Genomic DNA, 16,230 nt, shown 5'->3' on the forward strand with positions numbered 1-16,230 from the left:
TCACCGTACGTTCAAAAAAATACTGAGGTTATGCTTAACTGTTGCTGGACGAGAACATCGCCGTGAACATATTCGAGGTGCTGGTCATGCTCGCCTGCAGCTGCTGCAGCGCGGTGAACTGCGTCAGATAGCGCTTGTAGGCGCTGTCGAACTGGTTCTTGAGCGTGGCCTGGCGGTCGGTCAGGTCGCTTTGCAGCTTGTCGTTCTGTTCGCGGCGCTGCACCAGGAAGCCACCGGCAGCGGTGGTCCACGAGGTGGTCAGCTTGCTCATCGCGCCCAGCACGCCGGTGTTGACACCGATGCCGGCGCGGCCGAACAGATTGTCGATTGCGCCCGGGTTGGCGGCAATCGTCTTGTTGAGACGGTTGGTGTCCAGCGTCAGCGAGCCATCCTTGGCGGCCGAGATGCCAAAGCTGATCAGCGATACGCCACCGGTGGCGCTGCGCAGCAACGAACCCAGGCGATCGCGCAGATTGTTGACGCCAGCATCGTTGTAGAACGCCGCATCTTCCGCAGTCGCGCTCGGCGAACCGTTCGGGTCGGTGGACTCCACCACGGTGTGGTCACCGGCCTTGGTCAGCGTGTTGAGCGCGGTCAGCAGGGTGTTGTAGGCGGTCACGAAGGATTGCACGTTGGCTGCGGTGCCGGTGTTGTCGGGACCGACCGTCAGCGTGACGGGCGCATCGCTGGCGCCTTGCGCCTGGTTGATGGTGAACTTGACGCCATCCACCACGTTGAACGTGTTGGAGGCCTGCTGCACCTTGGTGCCGTTTTTGCCGCCGACCCAGACGATGGCGTCCTTGGCGGTGGTCAGCACGTTTTGCGACGACAGGTTCGATTGCAGCGATGCGCTGCCCAGGCCGCTCACATCGATCGAGGCCACGGCATTGTTGGCGCCGGTCTGGGCCGAGGTCATCACGAGCTGGGTCTGGCCGTTGACGGTCATGGTCGAGGCGGTGACGCGCGAGCTGTTGTTGGCGGCCGAATTGATCGCAGCCGCGACTTCCTTGGCACTCAGCACGCCGTCCATATTGCTGTCGGCGTTGGCCAGGTCGACCTGGAACGAGGAACCGTCAGCCAGCACCACATTCATGGCGCCTGCATTGGTGGCGACGCTGTCGGCGACGTTGTAGGACACCTGGCCTGCCGTGGCCAGCTGCTCGACGTAGAAGGAATAGCTGCCAGCGACCGCGCTCGACGACGCGGTGGCGGTGCCGATCGCGGTATTGCTGAACGTGGCCGAGGTGGCGCTCACCGATTTGGTGCTCGACGCCAGCGCATTCAGCGAGGCCTGGAACGCGCTCAACGCCGAACCCAGCGTGGTCAGACCGGTGCCGACCGCCGTGGCTTTGGTGCCTTGCTTGTCCAAGATGGCCTTGGTCGGGGCGACATAGGCATTGGCCAGATTGGTCGCCGTGGTGGTTGGATCGTAAGTAGGGCTGGTGATGACTGCCATGATCGTGCTCCTGGAAAGGATAATGAAGTGTACCCTGATATAAGGCGACCTTAATCGTTTCCGTATGAAAATATTTCTAACTTTTTTTTGTAACCGCGCTTATTTCTGTCCACGCAGCCACAACTGGGTTGCCAATTCATCATGCTGCTTGCGTTCCTTGGCATTTTGCTGAGCTGACACCACCTTTTGCTCCTTGTTCAACACCTTGCCCATGACTTCGCGTTTGGCCCAGGCCGCGTTAAGCGCCTGTTGCGATACCGCCATGTCGGCCTCGTGCATGTGCAGGTCCAGGCGGTGGCTGTCGGCCATGGCCATCACCGCCTGCTTGTAGTCGCCGCAGTTACCGGCCAGGGCAGGGTGCAGATTGCCGCTGGCGCCGCTGTTGGTGTACAAGCTGGTCAGGCGCTCCAGATTTTTCTGGTAGCGGTCGCGCAGATTGGTCTTTTCCGCCATTTCCGTCTGCAGGCGCTCCACCTCGGTGTTGCGCAGCGCCACCAGCGTGGTCAGATTGCGTATCTTCTGGCTCATGTCATCAGCTTTTCAAGTTGAGCAATGCAGTGGGCGATCGGGGCTTCTTCCTTGGTACCCTGGCACAAAAATTCTTCCACGCGCGGGTGCAGCTGCACCGCCTTGTCGGTGACGGGATCGGCGCCCGGCACGTAGGCGCCGAGCGGAATCAGGTCGCGCACGCGGTCATGGCGCGCCATGCTGGCCTTGAGCGCGCGCGCTGCCATCACGTGATTGTGGTCGATCACCTGCGCCATGCAGCGGCTGATCGAGGCGGCAATATCGATGGCCGGATAGTGGCCGCGTTCGGCCAGTTCGCGCGTCATGACGATGTGGCCGTCCAGGATGGCGCGCGCGGTATCGACCACCGGATCCTGCTGGTCGTCACCCTCGGCCAGCACGGTGTAGATGGCGCTCATGCTGCCGTTCTGGTTTTCGCCGTTGCCGGCCGATTCCACCAGCTGTGGCAGGTTGGAAAAGACCGATGGCGGATACCCCTTGGTGGCGGGCGGCTCGCCCAGCGCCAGGGCCACTTCGCGCAGCGCCATGGCGTAGCGCGTCAGCGAGTCGACCAGCAGCAGCACGTTCTTGCCCTGGTCGCGGTAGTGGGCCGCGATCGAATGGCACAGTTCGGTCGCCATCACGCGCATCAGCGGGCTCTCGTCGGCCGGCGCAATCACCAGCACGGCTTTTTGCAACCCTTCCTTGCCCAGCGACATATCGACAAACTCGCGCACCTCGCGCGAGCGTTCGCCGATCAGGCCGACCACCACCACGTCGGCCACGGTCTGGCGCGTCATGATGCCCAGCAGTACGGATTTGCCGACGCCCGAGCCTGCCATGAGGCCGACGCGCTGGCCCTTGCCCAGGGTCAGCATGGCGTTGATGGCGCGCACGCCGACGTCGAGCGGTTCGGTCACAGGTTTTTTGCGCAGCGGATGGACGCGTGGCGGCTGCGATTCCAGCGGAAAATCGCCGCTCAGCTTGCCGAGGCCGTCGATGGGCTCACCGAGGCCATTGACCATGCGGCCCAGCCAGCCGGAACCAATCTGCAGACTGACTTTTTCAGGGGAGGGCAGCACGCGGGCGCCGGTGGTCAGGCCCACGGCTTTCTTGAACGGCATCAGGTAGGACAGTTTTTCGCGGAAACCCACGACTTGCGCATCCAGCCATTCGCCGCTGACTGTCTCAATCTGGCAACGCTGACCCGTGTGCAAAGGGCAACCTACGGCCTCAAGCAACAAACCGGATGCGCCCACCAGGCGGCCCGTCGGCGTCGCCATGGGTACCGAACCCAGTTCGAGATTGCGTAAGGCATCTGCGATCACTCTTCGCTCTCCGGTTCATCGCCGCTGTCGGCGATCTGTAATTGATTATCGACCTGTTCCATGACTGCCGCAAGGCGTTGATGGCAACCGGCATCCACTTCATTATCGCCAGCCTTGATGCGGCACTCGCCTACTTCCAGGCGGGCGTCGGGAATCAGGTTCCAGCGCTTGGAGCGTTTCGGGTCCAGCTCGGCAATACGCTTGAGCTCTTCCGGATTCAGGAAGACGTCGATTTCATCGCGTGTCGGCGGCATCGAGGCCAGGGTTTCTTCCACCAGCGCCATCAGTTGCACCGGCTGCAAGGCCAGTTCCGCGCGGATCACCTGGCGCGCCACCTTGGCCACCAGATCCACCACTTCCTTGCGCTGGGCGGCGCGGTAGTCGGAGCGCAGTTTCTTGAGGCTTTTCAGCATGGCATCGACCGGGCGCGCCATCTGGTCGTAGGCCACCAGCGTTTCGTGGCGGCCTTCTTCGCGGCCCTGTTCCTGACCGGACTGGCGGCCTGCTTCAAAGCCGTCTTCCTGGCCGCGTGCCAGGCCGATTTCGTAACCGTCGCGCTGGCCCTGTTCAAAGCCCTCGCTGACCGAGGCGGCCCATTGCGCACCGCCGTCGCCGCCGTGGCCGTGGGCATGGCCGTGCGCCGCTGCAGCTGCTGCGCGCTGGGTGGTGAATTGCGCCAGCGGCGGGAAACGGTAAGCGCGGAATTGCTTCATTCAACCACCTGTTCGGCAAACAGCTGCACTTCGACCTCGCCGGCATCGGCCAGCGCCTTGACGGTGGCCATGATTTCCTGGCGCGTCTGTTCGATGCGCGACATCGGCACCGGACCGGCGCGGCGCATCATGTCTTCGAAAGCCTGGGCCTGACGTTTCGGCATGGTTTTCAAAATCGCATCGCGCACCGAAATATCGGCGCCCTTGAGCGCGATGGCCCATTGTTCCAGCGGCACGTCTTCCAGGATGCGGGTGATCGCCTGTTCGGTCTGGTTGCCGAGGATGAAGAAGTCGTACATCGACAGCTCGATCTTGGACACCACTTCCGGATCATGGGCGCGCAGCAGCTCGACCATTTGCGCACGGTTGCTGGGCAGACGATTGAGGATCTCGGCGGTCTGGCGGATGCCTTCGACGCTGGTGCCTTGCGAGTCGAACGAGCTCAGGCAGCGATCGACGAGTTCGTCGAGTTCCTGCAGCAGGTCGCTGTCCACTTCTTCCATACGCGCCAGGTTGAGCAGCACCAGGTCGCGGCTGTCCTGCGGCAGGCCGTCGATGATCTGGCCGGCCAGCGCGGCGGGCAGGAAGGCCACAAACACCGCCTGCATCTGCACGTGTTCGTTGGAGATGTATTCGGCCAGCCATTTCGGCGACGCCCATTGCAGACGCGCCATCTTCGGCCGCAGTTCGTCGCCGTAGATGTTGTTGAGCACGGTATTCGCGAGGTCGCCGCCCAGCGCCAGGTCCAGCGAGCGCTTGAGGTAGGAGCGCGAGGCGCCGTGCACGCCGGACTGCTCGCGGTAGTCGTCAAAGAACTTTTGCATGGCGTTCTTGACGGACTCCACCTTGATGCCGCTCATGCGCGACATCACTTGCGTGACTTCGAGCAGCTCTTCGCGGCTCAGGCAGCGCAGCACGGCGGCAGCCGGTTCTTCGCCAATGCTGAGCAGCACGATGGCGGCTTGTTCGACCGGGGTCAGCTTGGTCGGGATGGCGTATTCGCCATCATCATCCATGTTATTGAGTTCGGCCATTTTTCTGCATCCATTGTTTGACGACTTCGGCTACGCGTTCCGGCTCTTTTGCTGCCAGCACTTTCAGGTGATCGACCATGACATCGACGGCAGAGCCTGGTGGCGGCAAGTCGTAGTTTTCCAGCAGCGGTACCACTGGCATGCCCGGCTGCGCGGAGGCGCCGCCCAGGGCTGGCATGGCGCCCGGCGTGCCTGGCGCGGCGGTGCCGGCCAACACGGCCTGTTCCTTGGCGCCGGCTTCCTTGGCTTCCTTGGCGGCGGCCACGGCAGCCTGCTCAGCAGCACGGCGTTCAGCGGTGATGCGTGCGGCTTCCTTGGGATCTGGGGTCAGACGCATGGTAATCAAGCGCAGCAGCGGACGCGCCAGCAACAGGTAGCCCAGCAGTGCGGCGATGGCATAGCCGGCGTATTTGCTCACATCGACAATGTTGTCGCGCTCTTCCCACCACGCGACCGGCGCGGCTTTGGCGGGGAAGTTCATGGCCGATACCACGAGCTGGTCGCCGCGCTCGGCGTTGATGCCCAGGCCGTTACGCAGGATCTTGTCGATGTTGGCAATCTCGGCCGCGCTCCAGCCGGTTTTCGGCGTTGGCGAAGCTGCTTGTGCCAGCACCACGGCCACGCTGAGTTTCTCCAGGCGGCCACGGCTGCGCTTGGTCTGGATGATGCTGCGGTCGTACGCGTACTGGCGCGAGGTGGCGTTCTTGCGCGCCGTGCCGTCCGGCTGGGCGGCGTTGGGATCAGCGGCGGTGCCGGCGGTCTGCTGGTTGGCGGCGGCCGGGTTGGCGGCAGCGGGCGGCGGCCGGTTGGACAGCGTGCCCGGCACCCCCATCACCATGCGGTTGCGGTCCTGCTCTTCACGCATGGCTTCGCTGGTGACTTTGGGATCGGCGCCATATTTTTCAACGGTTTCTTCGACGCGGTCGTTATCGACGGCGGCCGCCACCGACATGCGGTAGTTGTCTTCGCCAATGACCGGGCCCAGCAGGCCCTTGATGTTGTTTTTGACTTCGTCCTGGTAGTGCTTGCTGGCGTCGTTGCTGCTGGTGCCGGCATCGAAGCCGTCCGCCAGGTCAATGTGGGCCGACAGCAGATTGCCGGCCTGGTCCACCAGGCTCACGCGCTGCGGCGCCAGGCTGGCGACGCTGCCAGCCACCATGTTGACCACGGCGGCAATCGCTTCCGGCTCCAGCGTGCGGCCCGGCTTGAGCTGCACCACCACCGAGGCCGAGGACTTCTCGCCATCGGACGACACGAACGAGGTCGACTTGGCGATCGACAGGTGCACGCGCGCATGCGAGATCGCATCCAGCGTCATGATCGATTGCGCCAGTTCACCTTCAAGGCCGCGGCGGAAGCGCACGTCCTGCACGAATTGCGACACGCCCAGCGGATCGTTCTTGTCCATCAGTTCCAGGCCGGCCGGCAGCTGCGCGGTCACGCCCTTGGCGGCCAGCAGCATGCGGACCTTGCCCAGCATCGATTCCGGCACCAGCACCTGGCCGCTTTCCGGGTGGATGCGGTAGGGGATGTGGTCGGTATCGAGCACGGTCATCATGTCCGGCGCCGAGACTTTTTCGCGCGCGCCGAACACCGGCTTGTAGCCGGCCTGGTTGTTCCACATGTACATGAGCACCAGCGCCGTCAGGCCGATGGCCAGGATCAGCATGGGGTACAGGGTTTTCAGCAGGGCAGGCGACAGCGATGGCGCAGACGGGTTCGCTCGCCAGCGCTCAAAGGCGGACTTGATGTTGTTGATCACGTTGTTTGCTTTCGCAGAAACTTACAGCGGTAATTTGATGAGTTCGTCGAGACCGCCCATCACTTTGTTGCGTACTTGCATCAACATCGAGAAGGACAGGCCAGCTTCCTGGCTGGACAGCATGGCGCCGACCAGGTCGTCGCTCTTGCCGGCATCGACATCGGCCATTTTCTGGCCCGCTTCGACGTCCTGGGTATTGACCTGGTTGATGGCGCTTTGCATGGACTGGGCAAAGGAGAAGGTGGGTTGGGCGTCTTGCGCCCCAAACTGGTTGGCGGCAGCGATGGTTGGGCTGCTGTTTGCCAGGTTGTGCGCCGCGTTGGTCAACGACGCCAGATCGGCCTGTATCAGGCTGGAGAATCCATTACTCATCTTGCTACCCCCCGTTTTTACCGCGTTTTTTGCTGCATTGGATCCAGATGACTACCTTAGCGAGATTGCCGAAAAGCAGCAAGCCTCAAAGGCAGATATTGTGACGTCCTATACCAAACGCGCGACACATCCGTTGCCGCATGTCACAGTCTTGTAAGAAAGATAGTGTAGCCATGTCGGTCAAAATCGGACGCGCAGGGTGAGCAATTGCTCGGCGTCGCGGATGGGTGGTCTGCCTGGCAGGCGCCGCTTTTATTTACTCTATGTAAATTTTCGCACCGTGTGTTTCGAGGCTGATTAGAAGTGTTTTATTTAAGCAAATATCGTTATAAATCATTCACTAAGCGCCGTTTGTTGAGGTGTGTTGCAGAGCAATGTAAGCCGCTGACAAGCTGGAGCAAGCTTACCTGCTAGCAACATTCCTGTAAAGCGGTATTTGCCCCAGGATAACTTATTGGGCCAAATATTGATTATTAGCAATAATGTGAATTTTGATGTATGCTGCTACCGAGATCGTCCTACTTTAAGTTACGATTAGCTATCGAGCCTGAAAATTGCGCTGGAAGTAAGCAGTTTTTAGCTGGATAGTGCGATGATGGAGGAGTGGGGAAGAATTATCCGACATGGCCAACACATGACAACGACAAAACAGACGCAACATCAAGTCCTGGACCCCTCCCTGCTGGGACGTCCGGTGCACCTGCTGCATATTTTTGCAGCGCAGTTGCGCGACGATCTGGCGCAGTCGATGCGCCTGAATATGAACCGCCGCTACTGGGGCGGCTTCCAGGTGGACGACGTGGGCTTCAGCCGTCTGGAAGGCAATGACATCCGCAGCCGCTGGCTGAGTTTTTCCGCACCGGCGGGCCAGATTGCGTTTGCAATGGAACGCAAGGTGCTGCTCAGCGTTCTCAACTACCGCTATGGCAGCGGCGCCAAGAGCGAAGCCAAGGCCGATACCTCCTCTGCAGTCGATGAAAGCACGGTGCGCGTGACCGCCACCGAAGAGCGTCTGGCTGTGGTGCTGGGGCAACAGTTGGCCGGCACGCTGGCCGGCCGCATCGAACTCAACTTGCCAGCCATCGAGAAACCGGCGCTGGCCGAGGGCGGGACTGCGTCAGCGGACGAGCCTGCCGATACCGAATTCAAGCCCGTGCCGGGCTCGCATCCGCCGAAAGGCACCTGGGTCATCACCGTGACCGTGGCCGACGTCGCCAGTGGCGCCACCGGCCAGTTCTGGTTTGCGCTGGACAAGCACCTCATGTCCAGCGTGCTGCGCGGCCTGCTGCGCGACCGCGACGCCGGCAAAAAGAGCAAGACGGCCGCACCGCTGGCGCAGCGCCTGCAGGTCGGCCTGGTCGGCCGCCTGGCCAGCAAGGAAGTCACGCTGGGCAGCTTGTACGATTTACAGGTTGGCGACGTCATCCCGATCAGCCTGGCCAGAGCAGACGTCTTGCTCGAAGATTCCCGCCTGTTTACGGCCGCAGTCACCGAGCACAAAGGCAAACTCTGTTTAACCTCTTTTGAAGACGCAGAATAATGATGAACATGAACGTAGCCAATCCTAGCGACGCCCTGCTGGAAGACCTGTCGGAAGAAATGATCATCGATCAGCCCGGCACCGAGCTGACCGATATTCCGGCCTCGGCGCCGCGCCGCGACCTGCCAGCCATGATGCGCAAGATCCCGGTGACGCTGACGCTGGAAGTGGGGTCGGCCCGTATCTCGCTGCAGGACCTGATGAATATTGGTCCGGACAGCGTGGTGGAGCTCGATGTGCTGGCCGGCGAACCGCTGGTCATCAAGGTCAATGGCACCGCCATCGGGCGCGCCGAAGTGGTGGTGGCAGGCGAAAACTACGGCCTCAAAGTGATCGACCTGGATGGCCTGAATCTCGACATGATGGCTCCATGACCTGGAGCGTGAACCTGCAGTGGCGGCGCCGTCTTGCAGCGCTGGCGCCAGCCGCTGTTGTCTTGCTGGGCCTGGCGTGCATGCCGGGCATGGCCCAGGCAGTGGACCTGCTGGCCAACGTGGTGCCGGGCGCCAAGACCGAACTGACGGTCAAGATGCAGATCCTGATCGTCATGACCTTGCTGGGCTTGCTCCCGGTGATGGTCATGATGATGACCAGCTTTACCCGTTTTGTGATTGTGCTGTCCTTGCTGCGCCAGGCCCTGGGCCTGCAGCAGGGCTTGCCCAACCGCGTGATTACCGGCGTGGCGCTGATCCTCACGCTGCTGGTGATGCGGCCGATCGGCAACCAGATCTGGACCGATGCGTTCGTGCCGTATGACCAGGACAAGATCGGCCTGGACACCGCGCTGCAGATTGCCGAGAAGCCGATTTCGCGCTTCATGCTGGCGCAGACCAGCAAGGCGGCGCTGCAGCAGATTGCCCACCTGGCCGGCGAAGACAAGATTACCGAGCCGGCGCAGCACGCGTTCACCGTCAAGCTGGCGGCGTTTGTGCTGTCCGAACTGAAGACCGCGTTCCAGATCGGCTGCATGCTGTTCATCCCGTTCCTGGTGATCGACCTGGTGGTGTCGTCGGTGCTGATGGCGATGGGCATGATGATGCTGTCGCCGCTGGTGATTTCGCTGCCGTTCAAGCTGCTGCTCTTCGTGCTGGTGGACGGCTGGACGCTGACCGTGAATACGCTCGTGACGAGCATCCAAGCTTATTGATAGGGATAGGGCGGACCGATGCTGACTCCTGAAGTTGCCGTCGACCTGGTGGTCGAGTCGCTGCACATCGTCATGCTGCTGGTGGTGATCCTGGTCGTGCCCGGCCTGATTACCGGCCTGCTGGTGGCGCTGTTCCAGGCCGCCACCCAGATCAATGAGCAGACCCTGAGCTTCCTGCCCAGGCTGCTCATCACGCTGCTGGCCATCATCCTGACGGGGCGCTGGATGGCGACCTACCTGATGGACTTCTGCGTGTCCATCTTCACCCGCGCCGCCACCCTGGTCGGCTAGCCCGCCGCGCACCCGCCTCATGGAAGCCATCTTCGCCCAGTTGCTGCCGATGCTGACCGCCCTGTGGTGGCCGTTCTGCCGCATCCTGGCCATGTTCATCGGTGCGCCGGTGCTGGGCGAGGCGGTGACGCCGACCACGGTGCGCATCCTGATCGCGCTGGTGCTGGCCATCATCATGATGCCGCTCACCAGCGGCGTCGACTGGGGACCGGCCGCGATCAACCCGTTTTCGCTGCATGGCGTGGTGGCCACCATGGAGCAGGCGCTGATCGGCTTTGTGCTGGGGCTGGCATTCCATTTTGCGATGTCGGTGATCGGCGTGCTGGGCTTCATGGTGTCGTCGCAGATGGGCCTGTCGATGGCGGTCATGAACGACCCGCTCAACGGCCAGTCCTCGGACGTGACCTCGGCCTTGCTGTCGACGCTGGCCATCATCATCTTCTTTGCCATCGACGGCCACCTGGTGATTGCCAATGTGATCGGCCAGAGCTTCCGCGCCTGGCCGCTGGGCCATGGCTTTGGCCCCTTGCTGCTGCAGACCGTGGCCTACAACGTCGCCTGGATTTTTTCGGCCGCCATGCTGCTGGCGATTCCCGTGGTGTTTTCCACGCTGGTGGTGCAGCTGGGCTTTGGCTTCCTGAACCGCGTGGCGCCCAGCCTCAACCTGTTTGCGCTGGGCTTTTCCGTGATTACCATTTTCGGCCTCATGATGCTGGCCCAGGTGGTGCGTTTCATTCCCGAACACTATGTCCGGATGACTAATATGGTGCTGGAAATGATACGCCAGCAGATGCAGGTGGCGCTCCATGGCTGACGACAGCACTGGCGATAAAACAGAAAAGGCTTCACAGCAGAAGCTCAAGAAATCGCGCCAGGAAGGGCAGGTGGTGCGTTCGCGCGACCTGTCGACTGCGATCGGGATCCTGGTCAGCCTCAAGCTGTTCGTCTACCTGCTGCCTGGCTACCTGATGGAGTTCAACGAGATTTTCCACCAGAGCTTTGCGCCGTTCAGCAGCGAGGGCGCGATCGACAACACCATGTCGATCGTCTTCAGCAGCTCGATGTGGCTGCTGATCAAAATGGTGCTGCCGCTGTTCGTGGTGCCGCTGTTCATCATGCTGGGCGCGATGGTGCCGGGCGGCTGGGTGGTTTCAACCAAGCACTGGGAACCCAAGCTGTCGCGCATGAGCCCGATGGCCAACCTGGGCCGCCTGTTCAGCGGCAAGCACGCGTTCGAGCTGGCCGTGTCGATCGGCAAGGCGGGCGTGCTGATTGCCGTGCTGATCCACGTGGCGCGCTCGTCCGTCAACGATTACACGCAGCTGCAGAACATGCCGATGGGGCAGGCCATGTTCATGGGCTCCAACCTGATGCTGGACGGCCTGATGTCGATGGTGGCGGTGTTCATCATCTTCGCACTGATCGACGTGCCGGCCCAGGCCTGGTTCTTCGCCAAGAACCAGCGCATGTCCAAGCAGGATTTGAAGGAAGAGCACAAGTCGACCGAGGGTCGGCCGGAAGTCAAGAACCGCATCCGCCAGCTGCAGCGCGCCATGGCGCGGCGCAGCGCCCGCAAGACCGTGCCCAGCGCCGACGTGGTGATCGTCAACCCGGAGCACTATGCGGTGGCGCTCAAGTACGATCTCGACAAGGCGGAAGCGCCGTATGTAATTGCCAAGGGCCTGGACGAGATGGCGCTGTACATCCGCCAGCTGGCCATGGAATTCAAGATCGAAGTGATGGAGCTGCCGCCGCTGGCGCGCGCCATCTACAACACCAGCCAGGTCAACCAGCAGATCCCGGTGCAGCTGTACCAGGCCGTATCGCAGGTGCTGAACTATGTGCTGCAGTTGCAAGCATTCCGTGCCGGACGGCGTAACGCCGAGCCGGTACGTCCAGAAGAAGTTGTTGTGCCCACATCCATGAGCGAGGTTAAGCAGTGAATTTTTTACAGACGCTGATCGCGGAGGCGCGTCGCCACAAGTTCGCCACCCCGGCATTCTTGCTGATGATTTTGGCGATGATCATTCTGCCGTTGCCGCCGGTGCTGCTGGACGTGATGTTCACGTTCAATATCGTGCTGGCATTGATTGTGATTCTGGTGTCGGTGTCGGCGCGCCGGCCGCTGGACTTCTCGGTGTTCCCGACCGTGATCCTGGCCACCACCATGCTGCGGCTGACGCTGAACGTGGCGTCGACCCGCGTGGTGCTGCTGCACGGCCATGAAGGCACGGCCGCTGCCGGTCAGGTGATCGAGGCCTTTGGCAAGGTCGTCATCGGCGGTAACTACGTGGTCGGTATCGTGGTGTTCGTGATCCTGATGATTATTAACTTCATGGTGGTGACCAAGGGGGCGGAGCGGATTTCCGAAGTGTCGGCGCGCTTCACGCTGGACGCCTTGCCCGGCAAGCAGATGGCGATTGACGCCGACCTCAACGCCGGCCTGATCAATCAAGAGAAAGCCCAGCTGCGCCGCCTGGAAGTGGCGTCGGAAGCCGACTTCTACGGCGCCATGGACGGCGCCTCCAAGTTCGTGCGCGGCGATGCGGTGGCATCGATCCTGATCCTGATCATCAACATGGTCGGCGGCGTGGCGATTGGCGCGCTGATGCAGGACATGTCGTTTGGCGACGCCTTCAAACAGTACGCACTGCTGACCATCGGTGACGGCCTGGTGGCGCAGATCCCGGCGCTGCTGCTGTCGGCAGCGGCCGCGATCCTGGTGACCCGCATCTCCGATTCGGGCGACTTCGAACAGCAGGTGGGCAGCCAGGTGCTGACCTCGCCGCAGGTGATGCTGAGCGCGGCCGGCATGATGATGATACTGGCGCTGGTGCCAGGCATGCCATGGCAGATGTTCGGCCCGTTCTCGCTGGTGCTGGCGTATGTGGGCTGGAAGCTGCTGAACCGGGTGAAAATGCCCGATACCAGCAATCTCGACGCGATCGAGGCCGCGCTGCGCGATGACCGCGCGCCGGATCTGGACTGGCACAGCCTGCCGGCAGTGATGCCGCTGCAGATCGCGGTCGGCTACAAGCTGGTCGGCCTGATCGATAAGGCGCATGGCGAGCCGTTGACCAAGCGCGTCAAAGGTGTGCGCCAGAGCCTGTCCGAATCCATGGGCCTGCTGCTGCCGCCGATTTCGGTGCGCGACGACCTCGGGCTCAAACCCTCGCAGTACTCCGTGATGCTGTCGGGCAGCGTGGTGTCGCAGGCCGAGGTGTTTGCCGACCGCCTGATGGCGATTCCGTCACCGAACGTGTACGGCCAGATCGACGGCATCCCCGGCATCGAGCCGGCTTACGGCATGCCGGTGACATGGATAGAAACCAGCGAGAAAGCCAATGCGCTGGGGCTGGGCTACCAGGTGGTGGAAGCGCCAAGCGCGATTGCCACCCATTTGTCCAAGCTGATCCGCGAATACCTGCCCGAGCTGTTCCGTCACGAAGACGTGCCGGCGCTGATGGAGCGCCTGAGCGCGATCGCCCCCAAGCTGGCCTCCGCGCTGGACAAGGCGCTCACGCATACCCAGATGCTGCGCGTGTTCCGCGTGCTGCTGGCCGAAAACGTCTCGCTCAGAGACATCGTACCGATCGCCACCACGCTGGTGGACAGCTCGGAAACCACCAAAGACCCGATCCTGCTGGCGGCCGAAGTACGCTGTGCGCTGCGGCGCCAGATCGTCACCAGCCTGTTCGGCCAGAAGACCGAGATGCAAGCCTTCAACCTGGGCGGCGACCTGGAAAACATGCTGCTGGGATCGTTGAACCAGGCGCGCCAGAGCGGCAAGGTAGTGCTGGACAACTATCCGATCGACCCGCACCTGCTGGCCCAGCTGCAAGTGAACATGCCGGTCGCGCGCGAACAGATGAAGCAGCAGGCGACGCCGCCGCTGCTGCTGGTGCTGCCGCAGATCCGGCCGCTGCTGGCGCGTTACGCGCGCCTGTTCGCGCCCGGCCTGCACGTCCTCTCCTACAACGAAATCCCGGAAAACCGCGAAGTCAGCATCATCGGCACCGTCGGCTAACCACCGCGCTAACGCCCCGGAGTGTTTTATGGTGTGACGAATCGGCCTGGGAGTTCAGGCGGATTCGGAGAAGAGGTCGTCGGGGACGGTGGGTTGCGATAGCAGGACGGCGACTTCGGCCATGGCGCGGAACAGGGCTTGGGTCAGCGCTGCCGTGTGCAGGCGGCTCGGGTAGGCGTGTTCGCCGGAAGAGGCCGGCAGTTCGCGACGCAGGCGGCAGCGCAGGATGCTGAGGCCCGAACGGCTGACCACGGCCGCTAGTTGCGGCAGCATGTCGCGCATGTGCTGCATGGCCGAGGTCTGCGCGGCGCCGACTTCCATCACCACGCCATTGCCGCTGGCCGGCTCCATCTGGATCACGACGCGGCCGACGCCGGGCAGCATCAGTTCCAGCCGCAAGGCCACGCGTGAGCGGCGCCGGCGGTTGCGGTCGTATTCTTCATCATCCTTGACCACCACTTTCAGCACCAGCCGTTCGGCGCCCCAGGCGTAGACGGCAAAGCGCCACGGTTCCATTTCGGTGACCAGGGGCAGGCCGGGACGGCCGTCGCGCAGCGAGGCGGCGGCGTTGTCGGTCATGAACAGGCTGGCGGGCAGGTGCTGGCCGGTGGCTTGCTCGAGCCAGGCAGCACGCTGTTCGCCGTAGGTGCGGACCATGACCTGCCAGGAGGCGGCCATCATGTTGGTGTCGGGCGGCTGCCATACCATCTGGCGCGACAGGAAGACCTGGTTGGGACGCATCGCAGCCGGGTCGCCGGCATCGGGCACTTCGGCCAGCGCTGCAGCCAGTGCTTCGGCGCCGCCGGGCGGCAGTGTCTGGGGTTCCGGTCCATCGAGGATGGCGCCGACGGCATTGGGGCCGTTGGTGCTGTTGGGACCACCGGGCAGCAGCGGGCCGACCGGGAAGTCGATATCGAGCGGTCCTTCGACGCCGGGGGCGCGCGCAACCGGGCCTGGCTGCTGCACGGGCTGCCGGTCCGGGACGCCCAGGGGGCGTAATGAAGGTCCGATACGATCTACGGCCATCAGGCTCGCTTTCTACTTTGCTGATATAAAAAAAGCCAACCGAAATGCTCCGGTTGGCCCTTTTAGTATTCCGGATATGCCAACTATGCCAACATATCCGGATATTACTACGATTACTGCAGCAGGGACATAACCAGCGACGAGGTGCTGTTCGACTGCTTCAGCATGGCGGTGCCAGCTTGCAGCAGCATCTGTGCCGAGGTCATGTTCGACGATTCAGCGGCGAAGTCGGTGTCCATGATACGGCCGGTCGCGGCCTTGGTGTTGGTCGACACGTTGGCCAGGTTGTTGTAGACGTGGTCCAGACGGTTCGAGACAGCACCCAGTGCCGAACGCACGGTCGACACGTTGTCGATGGCGGTTGCCAGTTTGTCGATCGACGCATTGGCGGCGGTCGCGGAGGCAACTTCGGTACCAGCGGTGGTGGCGCCAGCTGGGTCAACGCCGTCAGCGCCGAAGTGGGCCGATGCGCCGGTCAGGCCGGAGGTGTTCATCGCGGTCAGTTCGGTGGTCAGGTCGACGCTCATGGTCTCGCTCGACGAGGTGCCGATCTGGAAGGTCACGGCGGTGCCCGAACCGAATTTCGAACCGGTTTTGGTGCCCAGCAGCGAGGTGCCGCCGAACGAGGTGTTGGCCACGATGTTGGTCAGCTCTTTGCCCAGTGCATCGTATTCAGCTTGCATTGCGGTACGGTCGGAATCGGTCGACGAACCGTCAGCCGATTGGGTGGCCAGATCTTTCATACGCACCAGAATGTTGGTGGTCTCGTCCAGCGCGCCTTCGGCGGTTTGCATCATCGAGATCGAGTTCTGGGTGTTGCGCATTGCTACGGTCATGCCGCTGGTCTGATATTTCAGACGGGTGGCAATTTGCAGGCCCGCAGCGTCGTCCATGGCCGAATTGACACGGAAGCCGGTGCTCAGACGAGTCTGCGAGGTCGACAGCTGCGACTGGGTGCGGGAGATCGAGTTCTGTGCGGAAAGGGCCGCAGAATTGGTGTGAAGGCTCAGCATGAAATAACTCCTGG

16 protein-coding genes are annotated in these 16,230 nt (G+C 62.4%); 7 read left to right on the forward strand and 9 right to left on the reverse strand.

The genetic code is table 11. The annotated features are described in order from the left end of the window. Positions 1–34: 34 nt before the first annotated feature. From fliD to fliE, 7 genes are all read right to left on the reverse strand, one after another. Entirely contained in the window at positions 35–1,456 is a 1,422-nt protein-coding gene (gene fliD, locus BUA36_RS10635) for a flagellar filament capping protein FliD (protein ID WP_072784244.1), read from the reverse strand. A 99-nt stretch (positions 1,457–1,555) separates the two neighbouring features. Continuing rightward, on the reverse strand, positions 1,556–1,984 hold the full coding sequence (gene fliJ, locus BUA36_RS10640) for a flagellar export protein FliJ (protein WP_072784247.1): 429 nt from the start codon (positions 1,982–1,984) through the stop codon (positions 1,556–1,558). Then, positions 1,981–3,291 (reverse strand): flagellar protein export ATPase FliI, encoded by a 1,311-nt coding sequence (fliI, locus tag BUA36_RS10645; protein WP_072784248.1) that lies wholly within the window; start codon positions 3,289–3,291, stop codon positions 1,981–1,983. The genes fliJ and fliI overlap by 4 nt, the downstream gene beginning before the upstream one ends. Continuing rightward, the gene (gene fliH, locus BUA36_RS10650; protein ID WP_072784249.1) at positions 3,288–4,004 is read right to left on the reverse strand and encodes a flagellar assembly protein FliH; all 717 of its coding nucleotides are present in this window, start codon (positions 4,002–4,004) and stop codon (positions 3,288–3,290) included. Before fliH ends, fliI begins: the two co-directional genes overlap by 4 nt. Then, positions 4,001–5,038, reverse strand: coding sequence for a flagellar motor switch protein FliG (locus BUA36_RS10655; protein WP_072784250.1), 1,038 nt, complete (start codon positions 5,036–5,038; stop codon positions 4,001–4,003). Before BUA36_RS10655 ends, fliH begins: the two co-directional genes overlap by 4 nt. After that, entirely contained in the window at positions 5,022–6,800 is a 1,779-nt protein-coding gene (fliF, locus tag BUA36_RS10660) for a flagellar basal-body MS-ring/collar protein FliF (protein ID WP_072784251.1), read from the reverse strand. The genes BUA36_RS10655 and fliF overlap by 17 nt, the downstream gene beginning before the upstream one ends. Positions 6,801–6,821: 21 nt before the next feature. After that, positions 6,822–7,172: a flagellar hook-basal body complex protein FliE gene (gene fliE / locus BUA36_RS10665; protein WP_072784252.1), complete on the reverse strand. Its 351-nt coding sequence runs from the start codon at positions 7,170–7,172 to the stop codon at positions 6,822–6,824. A gap of 634 nt (positions 7,173–7,806) precedes the next feature. Here fliE and BUA36_RS10670 point away from each other — a divergent pair. From BUA36_RS10670 to BUA36_RS10700, 7 genes are read left to right on the forward strand one after another with little or no spacing between them, the layout of a single operon-like run. Beyond that, positions 7,807–8,712 (forward strand): FliM/FliN family flagellar motor switch protein, encoded by a 906-nt coding sequence (locus BUA36_RS10670; RefSeq protein ID WP_072784253.1) that lies wholly within the window; start codon positions 7,807–7,809, stop codon positions 8,710–8,712. 2 nt (positions 8,713–8,714) lie between these two features. Next, positions 8,715–9,086, forward strand: coding sequence for a FliM/FliN family flagellar motor switch protein (locus BUA36_RS10675; protein WP_208861883.1), 372 nt, complete (start codon positions 8,715–8,717; stop codon positions 9,084–9,086). Then, positions 9,083–9,859: a flagellar type III secretion system pore protein FliP gene (gene fliP / locus BUA36_RS10680; RefSeq protein ID WP_072784255.1), complete on the forward strand. Its 777-nt coding sequence runs from the start codon at positions 9,083–9,085 to the stop codon at positions 9,857–9,859. Before BUA36_RS10675 ends, fliP begins: the two co-directional genes overlap by 4 nt. A gap of 18 nt (positions 9,860–9,877) precedes the next feature. Next, entirely contained in the window at positions 9,878–10,150 is a 273-nt protein-coding gene (gene fliQ, locus BUA36_RS10685) for a flagellar biosynthesis protein FliQ (RefSeq protein ID WP_072784256.1), read from the forward strand. A 19-nt stretch (positions 10,151–10,169) separates the two neighbouring features. Beyond that, positions 10,170–10,964, forward strand: coding sequence for a flagellar biosynthetic protein FliR (locus tag BUA36_RS10690; protein WP_072784258.1), 795 nt, complete (start codon positions 10,170–10,172; stop codon positions 10,962–10,964). Continuing rightward, positions 10,957–12,093: an EscU/YscU/HrcU family type III secretion system export apparatus switch protein gene (locus BUA36_RS10695; protein WP_072784261.1), complete on the forward strand. Its 1,137-nt coding sequence runs from the start codon at positions 10,957–10,959 to the stop codon at positions 12,091–12,093. Before BUA36_RS10690 ends, BUA36_RS10695 begins: the two co-directional genes overlap by 8 nt. Continuing rightward, complete coding sequence (locus BUA36_RS10700) at positions 12,090–14,177, forward strand: flagellar biosynthesis protein FlhA (protein WP_072784263.1); 2,088 nt, start codon at positions 12,090–12,092, stop codon at positions 14,175–14,177. The genes BUA36_RS10695 and BUA36_RS10700 overlap by 4 nt, the downstream gene beginning before the upstream one ends. 54 nt (positions 14,178–14,231) lie before the next feature. Here the strand turns inward: BUA36_RS10700 and BUA36_RS10705 are convergent, their stop codons facing one another. Together BUA36_RS10705 and BUA36_RS10710 are read right to left on the reverse strand one after the other, a co-directional pair. Continuing rightward, entirely contained in the window at positions 14,232–15,203 is a 972-nt protein-coding gene (locus BUA36_RS10705) for a hypothetical protein (RefSeq protein ID WP_072784265.1), read from the reverse strand. Positions 15,204–15,316: 113 nt separating this feature from the next. After that, positions 15,317–16,216: a flagellin N-terminal helical domain-containing protein gene (locus tag BUA36_RS10710; RefSeq protein ID WP_072784267.1), complete on the reverse strand. Its 900-nt coding sequence runs from the start codon at positions 16,214–16,216 to the stop codon at positions 15,317–15,319. Positions 16,217–16,230 lie beyond the last annotated feature (14 nt).

This window comes from Duganella sacchari, from assembly GCF_900143065.1.
Classification (GTDB): Bacteria; Pseudomonadota; Gammaproteobacteria; order Burkholderiales; family Burkholderiaceae_D; genus Rugamonas; species Rugamonas sacchari.

Excerpts from the sequence above, each read along its gene's own strand:
- fliD (WP_072784244.1), bottom strand. The coding sequence starts at position 1,456 with ATGGCAGTCATCACCAGCCCTACTTACGATCCAACCACCACGGCGACC.
- fliJ (WP_072784247.1), bottom strand. The coding sequence starts at position 1,984 with ATGAGCCAGAAGATACGCAATCTGACCACGCTGGTGGCGCTGCGCAAC.
- fliH (WP_072784249.1), bottom strand. The coding sequence starts at position 4,004 with ATGAAGCAATTCCGCGCTTACCGTTTCCCGCCGCTGGCGCAATTCACC.
- BUA36_RS10655 (WP_072784250.1), bottom strand. The coding sequence starts at position 5,038 with ATGGCCGAACTCAATAACATGGATGATGATGGCGAATACGCCATCCCG.
- fliE (WP_072784252.1), bottom strand. The coding sequence starts at position 7,172 with ATGAGTAATGGATTCTCCAGCCTGATACAGGCCGATCTGGCGTCGTTG.
- BUA36_RS10670 (WP_072784253.1), top strand. The coding sequence starts at position 7,807 with ATGACAACGACAAAACAGACGCAACATCAAGTCCTGGACCCCTCCCTG.
- BUA36_RS10675 (WP_208861883.1), top strand. The coding sequence starts at position 8,715 with ATGAACATGAACGTAGCCAATCCTAGCGACGCCCTGCTGGAAGACCTG.
- fliP (WP_072784255.1), top strand. The coding sequence starts at position 9,083 with ATGACCTGGAGCGTGAACCTGCAGTGGCGGCGCCGTCTTGCAGCGCTG.
- fliQ (WP_072784256.1), top strand. The coding sequence starts at position 9,878 with ATGCTGACTCCTGAAGTTGCCGTCGACCTGGTGGTCGAGTCGCTGCAC.
- BUA36_RS10690 (WP_072784258.1), top strand. The coding sequence starts at position 10,170 with ATGGAAGCCATCTTCGCCCAGTTGCTGCCGATGCTGACCGCCCTGTGG.
- BUA36_RS10695 (WP_072784261.1), top strand. The coding sequence starts at position 10,957 with ATGGCTGACGACAGCACTGGCGATAAAACAGAAAAGGCTTCACAGCAG.
- BUA36_RS10705 (WP_072784265.1), bottom strand. The coding sequence starts at position 15,203 with ATGGCCGTAGATCGTATCGGACCTTCATTACGCCCCCTGGGCGTCCCG.
- BUA36_RS10710 (WP_072784267.1), bottom strand. The coding sequence starts at position 16,216 with ATGCTGAGCCTTCACACCAATTCTGCGGCCCTTTCCGCACAGAACTCG.